Source organism: Paenibacillus sp. FSL H8-0122 (assembly GCF_038005345.1).
Classification (GTDB): Bacteria; Bacillota; Bacilli; order Paenibacillales; family Paenibacillaceae; genus Paenibacillus_AQ.
The window spans coordinates 2,601,383-2,614,233 of record NZ_JBBOTB010000001.1 but is presented as its reverse complement, the minus strand read 5'-3'; the positions used below and the strand labels follow the sequence as shown (position 1 = coordinate 2,614,233).

Here is a 12,851-nt window from a genome sequence, read left to right as displayed (position 1 = left end):
GGCTTCCGGGCAAGGTAGGAACTGCAGGAGAAAGGTTTGTTTTTTCTAGGTATAGCTATGCTTGGAGCTGTTTCTCCAGCAACTGTTCATCGTCTTGAACATAATGGCAATGCTCATAGAACTGAATGGCGGCTGTGTTCGTTCTGCCGGTCAGTATGCGTATGCTTGTCACTCCGCGCTCCTGGAGGTTCTCTTCCAGACAAGACATAATGGCTCGTGCAACCCCTTGTCTCCGGGCGGCTTCTTCTACGTATAGTTCGGTGATTTCACCGTAAGGCTCATCATAGCAGAAGGAATGGAGGCTCTGGGCGCAGCCAAAACCCATGATTGCCCCGTTCAATTCGGCTACGGCAATTAACTCGTTGCGGTTGGTATGTAAATGCTCAATGATCTTCGCCGGAGACCTTGGTGCGCCGCCGTTGAATTCCTGATTCAGTCTGGAGAGTGCTTCAGCATCGGTAGCAGTTGCCAGTCTTGCGTGTGGAGCAGAGTTCATTTTCCGGTCACCTCGTTTGTTATTGGGAATAAGATCATTATCGATCCTTAACGAGCCAGCGCTCAATCCGCCGCAGTCATTGGGAAGCTGCGGATTGAGCGCTGGAAAGATAGCAACTGCACTTTGTACAATGGAATGCTGTAAAAAAGTCTTCGAAATAGAATCTATTGTATTCAGTACATTTGAATGTTGAATAAAGGCCCTTTTTCATCCAAAATTCAACATTCCATTGTATGAAGTATAATAGAATCTCATTTTACGGTCAGCTACGCGTTTTCTATTGCAGGAAATACAATTACTTACGTTTAAGCGAAATCCAGAATGGGCTTGGCCCACTTCTGGAACAGCTTCATCTTCATCATCGGGCGCTTCTCTTCGCCTGACTGTACGTGCGATCCACCGCAAATAGCTCTAATTCTTGAAGAACCTCCTTTACGTCACAGCTGGAATTCAAAATATGAATCATCTCTTCCGTAATGGGGAGATCCTCGTAGATTTTTGCAACAACCTCTAAGGATAGGGATAATTCAAAATAATCTGTTGCAAATTCCACAAAATCCTCTGGTGTATAGAATATACAGCCCAGTAAAAAATCAGAACCATCGCTTATCCCTTCTGGAATCTCAACGTTTCCTTTGTGCCAGCTAGTGTCACTGTTTTTACGCCAAACACAAAAAGTCACATCTTCTTTTTCAATTGCCTCATCTTCAAGTAATGATAATAATTCCTTTGGGACGTCATCATAAATCCCTTGCCATACTTTATGTTCATCTTGTGCATATGGGCTTAATTCAGATTCGTGATCGAAGCCTTTGATTATGGAGCCGTCATTGGAAAACAAAATAATTAAATGATCCCCTGCTCCATTATCTATTTTCGCCATAGACACACCTTCATTCCAATCTTGAATAAAGCTATGGTAACGAAGCCATTCCTCCTTACAAAGAATAATATTCAGTGAAGCTTGGATTTTCATTAGCTTTTGTAACATTGTTGGATCCGGTAAACGCTCTAACGCTTTTGCTTCCATAGAATCCTCACCCACCATATAATATTTTTCTAATTATACCGTAGTTCTTTGTATAATTTCCGTGGTTAAACAAGAAGCAGCTGATCACGATAGGATCGACTGCTTCTTGTTGAATAAGCGAGATACATCTCCGCATATTGGCCATCGCTATATTATGCCGGAGGCTGCTTCCACTGTTTGATCACGCTGATCAGTCCAGGGACATCAAGGCCGTCGAGCGAAAAGGCTTTGCGCAGCAGGTCATGGGGGATGAACTCATCGTATTTGCCGAGGTAAGGGGCTTCATCCGGCTTCAGGAGCGTGAGTGCATCGGTAGCGGCAGCGGTCTCGGCGATGATCTCATCCTCCAGCTTCTCTGCATCCACTTTACCGGCGACTACCATGTAATACGGTTCCATCGGCACGACCGAGCGTAAGCCAAGCGGCTCCTTCAGATTGTTCTTGAGCAGGCGCTCCAGCGTACGGAACTGGCGGCTGCCTGCCCACGGAAGGATGAACATGGAGTCTCCCCCGGCTGGCAGAACCGAACGTGTCAGCAGTCCGCTCTCCTTGGCGAGCCTGCGGGCCCGCTCCAGTCTGGCGGCTGCGCTTGGTGCAAGGTAAGGGTACAAGGCCGTAGATCCTAGTACCTCGCGGATCTTCGTCATAATTCGGGTATGGACATCTCCGCCTGCACCGAGCCATAAGGTGTCTACTTTGCCGCGTGAGCCTTTGACATAGACGGCCTTATGGCGGTTGTCTACCTCCTCGACCTTCCATAGCTTGCCTGCCAGGGTGAAGCAGTAGCCCGGAGGCGGAACGGTGGTAATGGACCCGATCTCCTCGGTTCCGTTATAGACGACATGCTCTTCGTCGTCCTTAAATACCGCATAGAAGCGGAAGTTGTTGACGATCTTCTCGCCCGCCATTCCGATCAGCAGGCTGCCCTCATCCATCTTCTCGATATGGCCCATACCCAGCATGTATTCCATGAAGTCATCATAATCCGCAGGATCGATGCTGCGGAAGGACGGCAGGCTCAGCACAGCCTCCTTAAGCTCCTCCGGCTCTGCTTCTCCCATGCTCTTCAGAATGCTCATCGTCTGATGATACAGGAGACCGACCGGCAGCTGGCGCACGGCCAGCGGCTCTACCCACTTCTCGCGTACGTACAGCTCGATGACGGCAATGGCCCGCAGCAGCGTCCACGGCATGCGCGCCGGGAGCTGCGCCTCCTCGTCCTCCTCCTCGGGTGTGACGAAGATCATCTCCGAGGCGGCGTCCCCGCGCCTGCCCGAGCGGCCCAGCCGCTGCACGAAGCTCGCGCAGCTGTAAGGCGCGCCGAGCTGGAGCACCCGCTCCAGCTCGCCCAGATCTATCCCCAGCTCCAGCGTCAGCGTCGCTGCAGCCACAGCCGGCCCCGCGCCCTCACGGAGCGTGGCCTCGGTCTCCTCGCGCAGCATCGCGGAGATGCTTCCATGATGCACATGGAAGACATCCCGCTCGCCGCGCTTAGCGGCAATGCGCCGCATCTCCAGAATGGCCTCTTCGGCATCGGTGCGGCTATTCGTGAAGATGAGCGCCTTCTTCACATGCGTGTGATCATAGATGAAGCCATAGTAAGCCTGGCGCGCCCGCTCCAGGTGTTCGGCCTCCTCTTCATTCCGCGCATCCGGGAACGAGAAATGCTCTACGCTCAGCCGCAGCTTACGCCCGCCCTGGGGTGCGCTGACCTCCACGCTCTCGCGCGTGCCAGCCGCCAGCCACTCCGTGACGGAGGCATAGTCGCTTAAGGTCGCAGACAGGCCGACCCGCCGCGGATGACAGCCCGCCATCCGCGAGATCCGCGCCAGCTGGCTCAGCACCTGAATGCCGCGGTCCGCGCCCATGAAGGCATGAACTTCATCGATAACGATGAAGCGCAGATCATGGAACAGGGCCGGGATCGCATTCGGGCGGTTCATCAGCAGGCCCTCCAGCGATTCAGGGGTGATCTGCAGCACCCCTGAAGGGTTCTGCATCAGCTTGGTCTTGTACGCCTGCGGCACATCGCCATGCCAGTGCCAGACCGGAATATTCCCTTCACGCAGCAGATCATTCAGCCGCGTGAACTGGTCGTTAATCAGCGCCTTCAGCGGCGCGATATATAGAATACCTACCGATGCAGACGGACGCTCATACAGCTCCGTAAGCGCCGGGAAGAAAGCTGCTTCGGTCTTGCCTGAGGCCGTTCCTGAAGCGATCAGCAGATGATGCGGCGTGTCAAACAGCACACGGCAGGCATCGACCTGCGCCTCGCGCAGCGTATCCCAGCGGTTCTTGTAGATGAATTCCTTGATGAACGGGGCCAGCCGGTAGAACGGATTATCGCTCATAGGTCGAACTCCGCCAGGAAGCCGTCAAGCTCATTCTGTTCCGTCTCGGCAGGCCGCGAAGTCCGCTCCCCGACCAGTTTCTCGAATGAAAGCTCCGGATGCTGGTGCAGGGTATGCAGCAGATCCATGAAGTCCCGCACGACCTCGCGTGCGGTGAGCAGTTCATCAGCTCCCAGCCGGTTGACCGCCTCCTCCATGAAATGCACCAGTTGCTCCTGTGTCAGTCTTGCTTCATATCCGTAGTGCAGCGCGTGGATATCCCGCAGCTTCTGGAGCAAGATCAGAATCTCTTCATGGGACAGCATGTCCAGCGCGATAATCGGCCCTGTGTAATTGTTCAGCCCGCTGCCTGCATACCGTCCGGCCACCAGCCGGGAGCGCAGCGCCTCATAGCTGAACAGTCCGCGCCGGTGGTCCTCCACGAACTGCGGCGTACCGCCAACGAAGATGCCCAGCCGCTCTGCTTTGCCTTGCATCGTATCATTGAACATGGTCAGCAGCTTCTCGTAATTGCTCTGCCGCGAGATGCTGTTGGTAATCTTGTAGAGGTTCACCCCTTCATCGATGAACAGCAGCAGACCCTTATAGCCGATGGCTCCGGTGAATTCCGCCCACAGCTTCATGTAGTCGTACCAGTTGTCATCATCGATGATGACCCCAACGCCGAGCGCCTTCCGCGCTTCCGTGCGGGTCGGGAACTCTCCCCGCAGCCAGCGCAGGGCATCCTGCTTCAGCCCGTCATCGGCCAGCTTGTGCCCGTTCCAGTAGGAGGCCAGCACCTTGGCGAAGTCGAAGCCATGCACCAGCCCGCGCATCTCGGAGGCCACCGAATAGATGCGCTGCCCGACCTCATCGCCAAGCTCCGGCGCATCAGGGCCATAGCCCTTATCCTGCATCACCGCCTGCTGCAGCGTCATGATCCACTTCTGCAGCATAATCTCCAGCGCCCCTCCATCCGGGCGGGTCCGGGTCGAGAGATGGCTCATCAGCTCGCGGTAGGTGGCGAGCCCCTGGCCCTTCGTGCCGACCAGCCGCCGCTCCGGCGACAGGTCAGCATCGGCAACCACGAAGTCACGGTCCATCGCATAGTTGCGGATGATCTGGAGCAGGAAGCTTTTGCCGCTGCCGAACTTGCCTGTTATCAGCTTGAAGGCAGCTCCGCCATCGGCGATATTCTCCATATCGCGGAGAATCGCCTCCACCTCCGGCCGGCGGCCGACGGCGATATGTTCAAGACCGATACGTGGTACAACTCCCGCTGTCAGTGAGTTGACGAGCGCGGTGGTCATCCGCTTCGGTATTTTGAGTGGGTTCATTTTACGAATTTCACCTCTTTATATAGTCCAGCATGGATAGACATTCTTCCGTCAGCTCTTCCCCGTCAATAATGAGGTCTCCCAAAGTGTCCATTGCCAGCTCATTAATCTCATCGTAGAGCAGCTCTGCCATCGTTCCTGCTCCCGCAGCCAGCCGCTGCACCTTCGCAGAACCGTCCTGCTCAGCCAGCGTCAGCACGGCCTCCCGTTGCAGCGGGGTCAGCTCTGAAGCGAACAGCGTCCAGTGCTCCGCTTCGCTATCAGCGGCAGGAGGCTGGGAAGCGGTAAGCTTCTGTCCGGCAGACGGCTGGTTCCCTGGAGGCTCTTCATGGCCCCGCTCGATCCGCTTACCACCAGCCATCCGGCCTGCTTGCTCTTCAGCTTTTGCAGAACTATCGGAATTACTTTCTCCAGCGCTATTCACATCGATTGTCCTAACTTTCCCAGCCGCGTTCGCATCATTTTTCTCGCCCGCTGATCCGGCTCTTCCATTTACTTCTGCATCACTCTTCACATCTGCTGATCCCGCTCTCCCAGGCACGTCCGCATTACTTCCGATACCAGACAATCCGGCTTCTCCATGTGCTTCTTCCGACTCAATTCCCCACTCCGCATCATCTTCATGACCCGGCTCCCCGGTGTCTTCCACCGTAAGCAAGGAACGCACCACCTCGGAGTCGCTTGCCAGCTGCTCCAGCTTCTGCTGGTCAATGACCACTGCCGGTCCCTTCTCTTCCTGCTCCGCCTTACGGAATTCACGCTCCAGGTAACGGGTGACGAGATCATCCATATCGGCATCAACCCGGACATCCTTCAGTCTTCCCCGGTAACCCATCAGCGCCCGCAGCTTATTCTCGGTCAGCCGGAACAGCCGGGTAATCAGACTTCGCAGCGGTGGAGACTTGCTGACCCGGATAACAGGCACAAGAACAGAATAGCCATACAGGGAGATATCGTATACCGCGCTGCGGAACAAATAACGCTCACGGACGACAGGCGGGGCGGGCGGAAACATCGTGATCAGATTCGAGCCGTGCTTCCGCGCGACATAAGCATCAATTAGGGCTACAACCTGGGGAATATAACGATCCGCAGCGATTTTACCCTCGCCGGTATAGAATTTCGACTTGCTGATATCATAGTCCGACATCACACTCAGCACCTCGATCCTAAGCTGCTCCGGGGCAGCCGACAGGCAGCGGACCAATTCAAGCTCAGCCAGATCCCCGGCTAGCCCGCGCGAACGGGCCACAATCTCCGAGAACGGGATATCCAGCTTATGGACAAAAGAGAAATCCGCAATCCACCCGCCAAGATACTGATCCAGACGTTTGTAACTATCACGGTAGGCCTCCCACAGCAGACTGAGCTGACGGCAGCCCTCCTGAGGCTCGTCCCAGCCCACACCGTTAATCAGCTCATAGATATGCAGGAAGATGTATGAGAGATCGGTCTTCGGGTATCTCCCCTGCCGCACTTCATCCCTCCAAAAGAAATACCATCTGCTCTGCGCGCCGGTCATATGCCCGTAGGTGGGCCAATAGCTTTTGAACGGGACGAACAGCGCCGCAGGCTCCTTATGTTCTACAAGCTCACGTGCACGCTGGACGAACTCGCTCTCTGTAGTGGTTACCGGCTCCACACTCTCTTCCATATCCCAGAGCTTAAGCTGGACTGTATCGTAACCGGACGTTGTCTTCTTAACCGGCTCTGACTTAGGCTTCCGGCTGCCTTCATCTACAGTACCGCGCGGCGGAATCGCCACATTCTGCTCCGTACTCTCCCAGACCAGCTCCGAGAAATGCAGCCCCTGCCTGTCTTTAGCCATGCTTCATCGCCCCACCCGTATGTCTTGGTAATTCTCACATTATATCATATACCCTATGCAGCGGATGCAGCCGTTCCAGTCATGTGTTGAAGCAGTCAATGAGGCTACTCTCACTCTCCACCCGCTGTGCCGGACTGAGAATCCGTTATTCTGAACAAATCCGGCAAATGCGAAGCCAAGCGGACTCAGAATCCCTTAATTAGACAATATCGTCTCATTTCAGGGCCGAATAACCCAAATAAGCGCTTCTCAGTCCGCTCGGGCCTCATAAAGTAGCTTTTTGAAGAAATAACTGATTCTCAGTCCGCATAACCGCTAAAATATCCAAACCGCTAAATATCCGAAGTGCCTGTCTATGTAGTCGCACAATAGCACAGTAGGCAGGAATGCACCCGCCGCCCGCGTCCCGCCATAAATCAATAAAAAGACCTTGAGAGACTAACTCCTCAAGATCTTGGATGAGAGCGTCTGTCACCGCACCGCAACTTGATGTAACCTGCAGGGCAATGAGAACGTTCGTTTGTGTCTCCATAAGAATATACTATACTCACCCTGCGGGCTGCAATAGCGGAGAATCACCCCTTCAAATAATCACTAGGGCTGCGCCCGGTAATCATCTTGAACACCTGACTGAAATAGGCGGGGTTGTTGAAGCCGACCATTTCACTGATCTCATACACCATATGCTGGCCGGATTGCAGGAATTCGATGGCCCGGTCCACCCGGTACTGATTCAGGTAGCTGACGAAATTCTCACCGCTGATCCGTTTGAACAGCTGACTGAGATATTTCGGATGCACATGCAGCTCCTGCGCGAGGCCCATGAAGCTGATCTCCTGATTGTAGTGGGCTTCCACATAGCTTTTGACGCTCTCTACCAGACGGTTCTTCTTGACATTCATCTCAGTGAACGCTGCGGTCAGGAAGGCCGGAATCATCTGCCCCATCCACTCCGTCAAGCTTCTCCAGGTATAGTACCCCGTTACCGCCTGCAGGAATTCGGACATGCTCATAGGGGGAGTGCGGCCCGGGCAGCAGGCATTCCAGTAATACATCAGCGTAGTAAACAGCCCGACACACACCGTCTGTATGTCCTGAATATTATTCTGGTCCTCCTGCCGGAGCCTGCCGAAGATGATCTCCCAGGTCTCCCATACTTTTGAGGAATCCCTGCACAGCAGCACCTCATTCCACTCTTGGAGCAGCCGGGAATAGTCCTCCAGCGTCCACGGGTTGGTGCTTTTGCACGGCTCATAGGCGTAGATGGGACTGGTCTCCTGAAACTCCGCAGAAGCAAGCGCCTCTCTGCTCTCCAGATAAGAATCGATCAGTTCATGGATGGCAGATTTGACCGAACCAATGCCGGCATAGGCCTGAAGCTGAATGTAATTCCGGATCTTATCCATCGTCTCCTGCACTACTTCCTTCAGAACCGGGATTGGCTCTCCCGCCTCACGGTCCAGCAGCAGCACCACCAGCAGATCGTCGGAATAGTCCAGCACATGCCCCTGTACAGAGGGATGTCCGGCAAGCTTGTGCTGGAGTGTCTCCCGGCAGATATTACCGGCTCCGAAGCGCAGCAGCTGCCATTCGCGCTCCTTCAGCTTATGCAGCGGCGAAGGCCGGTTCAGCTGGATGCTGGCCGCCGCCAGCCGTTGCGGGCGGGTAATCTGGAGATATCCGAGCCGCTCCTCGGAGCATTCCTCCGCACTGTAGCGGGTGGTCAACAGCTCCATAAGCAGGCGTTCCCGCAGAAAAGGAAGCGTGCGGCCGATTTCCTGCTGATAACGCTCCTCCAGCCGCTTCTTCTGCTCTCCGGCCTCCAGATCCAGCAGCACAGCGCGAAGCACTGCTTCGATCTCGTCTACCCGGGCCGGCTTCAGCAGGAAATGGCTGACGCCCCAGCGCATCGCCTGCCGGGCATTCTCGAATTCCTCGTAGCCGCTCAGGATAATAACCGGCAGCTCCGGGGCCAGCTCCCTCAGCGCCTCTGTAAGCTCCAGGCCGCCCATGCCCGGCATATAGACATCGGTCATCACCAGGTCGGGGGAGAGCCTGCGGAACAGCTCCAGCGCTTCATGGCCGTTGACCGCTGTTCCAGCCAGGGTCAGGCCCAGCTTCTCCCAGGCCACATGTCTCGTAAGGGCTTTCAGAATATGCGGGTCGTCATCCACCAGCAGTATAGAGCGGCTCATATTTGATCGCGCAGCAGCCGCTCCAGCTGCTCCTCCGTCTCAATGACTGGCAGTGTAATCATAGCCGCAACCCCTCTCTCCGGCCGGTTGGCCAAGTATAATCCGTACGGTTCCCCGCAGTACAGCTGAATCCGGCTCATCACATTCCGGGTGCCGATGCCGCTCACCTGCTCCATCGACCAGCCTTCCGCCAAGCCCCGGCCGTTATCCAGCAGCGTGATTTGCAGGTAAGGCTGGCTTCCCGGCGTCTTAATCTCCCGCACCTCCAGATGAATCTGCAAAGGGCTGGAGCCAGACTCCCGGCTGCCATGAATAATTGAATTCTCAATCAGCGGCTGTAGTATGACCTTCGGAATGAAATAACTCCGGACCGCCGGGTCTGCAATCGACTCCGTATACTCAATGGCAATCGGCAGCCGTTCCTGCTGGATGCTCACATAGCACCGCGCATGCTCCAGCTCGTCGCGCAGACGAATGAGCATTCTGCCGCCGCTCAGGCCGATGCGCAGCATTTTGCCAAGCTGGGTGATCATGTAGCTGATATCCTGGGCGTCGTAATCCATCGCCTTCCAGTGAATCATATCCAGTGTATTGTACAGGAAATGCGGCTTGATCTGGGCCTCCAGCAGCCCTGCCTGCGCCTCCCGCTTCGCGGCGCTTGCTTCCCGCTCACTCTGCACCAGCTCCTGCAGCCGGTTCACCATGTGGTTGAAGCCGTAAGACATCTGCGTGTATTCCTCTGTCAGCGACTCACTCATACTGGCCCGGAAATCACCGCGCTCCAGCTTCCGCATCTCCTGAATCAGCCTGCGTACCGGACGGATCATATTGCGGATGAAGAAGTACGCCAGCAGCGCCGACAGGAGCAGGCAGAGCAGTCCGATCCCGATCACCTGCCTGTCCGCCTTACGAACCTCCTGCAGCAGCTCACGCGTAGGGATGACCTGGACTAACCGCCAGGAGATGGTGCTCGGTCTGGAGAACAGGACGAGATAGGACTGGCTGTCCTTGTTCAGCAGTTCATAGCCTTCATTTCCCTCATACGTATGCTGGTAGAGCCAGTCCGCATCCAGTACAGTTTTGCCGGCAGAGCCTTCCTCCTTGTTCACCAGCAGCAGAAGATTACCGCTTGTATCCACCAGATGAATCTGGCCGTCCAGCACAGCCGGAATATCCTTGAACTGCTTCAGGATATCGTCTGCGGACAGCCGGATATAGAGGTAGCCGATCGTTTTTCCTTCATTTCCGAACAGATGCTGAATATGGCCGATCAGATAAGGCTCGTCTTCGCCGCCGCTGCCCTCCAGGGGAACCCAGAGTGAATCCGCCTGCTTCAGCTGGGGATACCAGCTCTCATTCTTAATCGAAGAGACCGGAAAAACGAGATCCGTCGAGCTTTGCGGCACCCCGCTGAACAAATCACTGTAAATCTCAATCGAGCTTACCCCTTCGTTCAGCACCAGCGAATGCTGGAGAATCTCCGTAATCTCCCGCCTTCTGGAGATCATCTGATACTTGGAGGCAGGCGTAGTCTCCAGCCCCTCAATAACGCTCTTGTTCGCGGCAATGGAGTAGGCGGTACCCGACACATTGGTCATGAAGTCGAAGCCGCGCTTCGTGCTCTCATTAAGCAGCGCAAGCCTGGTGGTGCTGATCTCCCTGAAGGTTACATCGGAGAAGGTCCGGTACGCCAGCAGGACTATGAACCCGAGAAAGATCAGATTGAACGTAATAATACTGGCCGCCATCAGCGTGGAGAGCTTGCTCCGCCTGATCCGCAGCAGCCAGGTGCCGAGCATTCTTTTTTGCATCTGCCCCATCCCTATGCTTTTCCCCAGATTCTATCCTTTCAGGCCGGATGTCGCAATTCCTTCCACGAAATACTTTTGCAGCGTGATGAAGAGAATGAAGCACGGCACCAGCGACAATACCGACATGGCGAACATCGGGCCCCAATCCGACTGCGAGCTGGAGTCCAGGAACAGCCGCAGGCCGAGCGGCACGGTGTATTTCCCGATATCGCTAAGGAAGATGAGCTGGCTGAAGAAATCATCCCAGGTCCACATAAAGGTGAAAATCATCGTCGTGATCAGCGCAGGCAGCGCCAGCGGAATAATAATCCGGCTGAAGATTTGCACCGGCCCGCAGCCGTCAATCGTTGCCGCTTCGTCCAGCTCCTTCGGCAAGCCGCGGATGAACTGCACCGTCAGGAAGATAAAGAAGCCGTCCGTCGCCATCCACTTGGGCAGAATCAGCGGCGCGAAGGTGTTCACCCAGCCCAGGCTGTTGAAGAGGATATAACGCGGGATAAGGGTCACATGCAGCGGGAGCATAATCGTCATCAGCATCAGCGCGAAGCCCAGTGCCTTGAACCGGAAATTCAGCCGCGCGAACGCATAAGCCGCCATGGAGCAGGTGATCACATTGCCGAGCACTGCCCCCAGAGAGACCAGAGCCGAGTTTTGCAGAAACCGGGCGAAGGAGCTGCCCTGGAAGCCAAACCAGCCGCTGACATAATTATGGAAATTCCACTGCCGGGGCCAGAACCAGATTTCCGAGAAAATCATATTCGCCGGCTTGAACGAGCTGCCTACCAGCCACAGCACCGGGTACAGCATGACAAAGGCGATCAGACAGATGATGAAGTGCTTGAGCCATATGGCACTTTTCGATGCGCTGCCTGTATCCATAGCTTATTTCCCCCCATCTTCATAATGCACCCACAGCTTGCTGCTGCCGAATAGCAGGAGTGTGAATATCCCGATCAGCAGCACCAGGACCCAGGCCATCGCCGAGGCATAGCCCATCTGGAAGAAGGAGAAGCCCTTCTTGTACAAGTACAGGGAATACATCAGGGTGGAATTCACCGGTCCCCCGCTGCCGTTACTGATAATGAACGCTTGGGTGAACGACTGGAAGGCGGTGATCGTCTGCATGATGACATTGAAAAAGATAACCGGAGACAGCACCGGCAGCGTAATATGCAGAAACTGCCCTACTTTACCTGCACCGTCCACCGATGAGGCGTCATAATATTCCGGCGGCACCTGCTTCAGCCCGGACAGGAAGATGATCATCGACGAGCCGAATTGCCATACCGACAGCAGGATAAGCGAATACAGCGAGTATTTGGGATTCGATACCCAGTCAGGCGCCTGTATCCCCGCCATGGCCAGTAGCTGATTCAGCAGCCCATCGCCGCCGAGCATCTTGCGCCACAGCATCGCAATAGCGACACTGCCTCCGAGCAGCGTAGGGATATAATAGACCGTCCGGTAGATGCCTAAGCCCCGTATCCCTTTGTTAAGAAGCAGGGCGACCGCCAGGGCAAACATCAGCTTCAGCGGCACCGACACGAATACGAAGATAAATGTCACCTTAAGCGACTGAACAAATAACGGATCTGCAGTGAGCATGGTGGTGAAGTTATCCAATCCGATCCATCTGGAGCTCTCCAGAATACTGTAATCTGTAAAAGAAAAATAGAGTGAGGCCGCCATCGGCCCCAGGGTCAGGCACACCAGCCCCAGCAGCCAGGGCGACAGGAACAGGAGGGCAATCCCGTTCTGATTGTAGCGCAGCTTTGTTTTACGCCGCTTCATGCCTGCTGGTCTATCTACTGTCATCAGATC

General features: G+C 55.2%; 9 protein-coding genes. All 9 read right to left on the bottom strand.

Annotation, left to right across the window (positions count from 1 at the left end; all coding sequences use genetic code 11):
* Positions 1 to 55 precede the first annotated feature (55 nt).
* Positions 56 to 496, bottom strand: a complete 441-nt coding sequence (locus NSS64_RS11545; protein ID WP_341140150.1) for a GNAT family N-acetyltransferase — start codon at positions 494 to 496, stop codon at positions 56 to 58.
* A gap of 358 nt (positions 497 to 854) precedes the next feature.
* Positions 855 to 1,526 carry a hypothetical protein gene (locus NSS64_RS11540; RefSeq protein WP_341140149.1) on the bottom strand — a complete coding sequence of 224 codons (672 nt, stop codon included), beginning with the start codon at positions 1,524 to 1,526 and terminating at the stop codon, positions 855 to 857.
* A gap of 152 nt (positions 1,527 to 1,678) precedes the next feature.
* Entirely contained in the window at positions 1,679 to 3,880 is a 2,202-nt protein-coding gene (locus NSS64_RS11535) for a DEAD/DEAH box helicase (protein WP_341140148.1), read from the bottom strand.
* Positions 3,877 to 5,196, bottom strand: coding sequence for an ATP-binding protein (locus NSS64_RS11530; RefSeq protein WP_076085734.1), 1,320 nt, complete (start codon positions 5,194 to 5,196; stop codon positions 3,877 to 3,879). The genes NSS64_RS11535 and NSS64_RS11530 overlap by 4 nt, the downstream gene beginning before the upstream one ends.
* A 10-nt stretch (positions 5,197 to 5,206) precedes the next feature.
* Entirely contained in the window at positions 5,207 to 7,024 is a 1,818-nt protein-coding gene (locus NSS64_RS11525; RefSeq protein WP_341140147.1) for a TerB N-terminal domain-containing protein, read from the bottom strand.
* Positions 7,025 to 7,599: 575 nt separating this feature from the next.
* The gene (locus NSS64_RS11520; RefSeq protein WP_341140146.1) at positions 7,600 to 9,219 is read right to left on the bottom strand and encodes a response regulator; all 1,620 of its coding nucleotides are present in this window, start codon (positions 9,217 to 9,219) and stop codon (positions 7,600 to 7,602) included.
* Positions 9,216 to 11,030, bottom strand: coding sequence for a sensor histidine kinase (locus tag NSS64_RS11515; protein WP_341140145.1), 1,815 nt, complete (start codon positions 11,028 to 11,030; stop codon positions 9,216 to 9,218). The genes NSS64_RS11520 and NSS64_RS11515 overlap by 4 nt, the downstream gene beginning before the upstream one ends.
* A 30-nt stretch (positions 11,031 to 11,060) precedes the next feature.
* Positions 11,061 to 11,909: a carbohydrate ABC transporter permease gene (locus NSS64_RS11510; protein WP_076086200.1), complete on the bottom strand. Its 849-nt coding sequence runs from the start codon at positions 11,907 to 11,909 to the stop codon at positions 11,061 to 11,063.
* Between the two features lie 3 nt (positions 11,910 to 11,912).
* Positions 11,913 to 12,821: a carbohydrate ABC transporter permease gene (locus NSS64_RS11505; RefSeq protein WP_341142800.1), complete on the bottom strand. Its 909-nt coding sequence runs from the start codon at positions 12,819 to 12,821 to the stop codon at positions 11,913 to 11,915.
* Between the last annotated feature and the right edge of the window lie 30 nt (positions 12,822 to 12,851).